The organism is Liquorilactobacillus vini DSM 20605, from assembly GCF_000255495.1.
In the GTDB taxonomy this organism is placed as follows: Bacteria; Bacillota; Bacilli; order Lactobacillales; family Lactobacillaceae; genus Liquorilactobacillus; species Liquorilactobacillus vini.
The window spans coordinates 1-821 of record NZ_AHYZ01000174.1; the positions used below are offsets into that span (position 1 = coordinate 1).

General features: G+C 39.0%; 1 protein-coding gene and 1 pseudogene. One reads left to right on the top strand and one right to left on the bottom strand.

Going from position 1 to position 821, the window contains the following annotated elements; translation table 11 throughout:
* A pseudogene (locus ON15_RS11835) lies at positions 1 to 223 on the top strand (IS4 family transposase); the annotation flags it as partial.
* 41 nt (positions 224 to 264) lie between these two features.
* Here ON15_RS11835 and ON15_RS09505 read toward each other — a convergent pair.
* Positions 265 to 821 (bottom strand): IS256 family transposase (locus ON15_RS09505; RefSeq protein WP_010581259.1); only part of this gene is annotated, 557 nt, incomplete at its 5' end.

An 821-nucleotide genomic window follows, 5' to 3' on the forward strand; every position in this document is an offset into this window, starting at 1 on the left:
CCGAATTGGTTCTCCAGCTCGTTATACCGACTTGCGTACTTTAGCTGGCCAACGCCGAGCTCAAGCTCAGCGTAAGATGAACTTGGTCGGTATAGAACTTCTAAAGCAGGCTCTGGATAATCAGATTACAGCTGATTATGTCCTATTTGATACTTGGTTTAGTTCACCTAAAATGTTCAAAACAATCATTGATCTAGGAATGGTTGCGGGAGTGTCAAGAAGTTTGTGTAAATGAAAATCCCTTTCCCCGGCAAAATTAAACCATTATTCGAAAAGTGATTCTAATGTGCCTTTGACTTGACCAAAACCACGATGGCTACGATTGAAGTATTTTTCATTGTAGCTTATGACTTGAACTTCAATAAAATTGTCTAAAGATTTTTCGTTTGGAAACTGTTCTTTGGGTTTGGTCTTGCGTTTGATTCTTTTGTTCAGTGATTCTAAGATATTGGTTGAATAAATTGTCGGTCGAATGGCCGGGGGAAAACTCAGGAAAGCTAGTAGTTCATTTTCAATGGATTTAAGTTGCTGGATCAGATTAGAATACGATTTCCCCCATGCACCATAAAAATCATTTAAGATCTTGTGTGCTGCAGTTACATCGGTCGCTAAATGCAACTCTTTAAAATCATTTAAGATCGCTTCACGATCTTTTAAACGCACATGCGAACCAATATTACGCATAACATGTACTAGGCATCTTTGGAATTTAGCTTTCGGGAAAGCGTGCAATAATGCTGGCTGCAGACCAACCATTCCATCTGCAATGATCAACTGGACTTGTTTTAATCCACGTGTTTTAAGATCTTCTGCCATTTCTG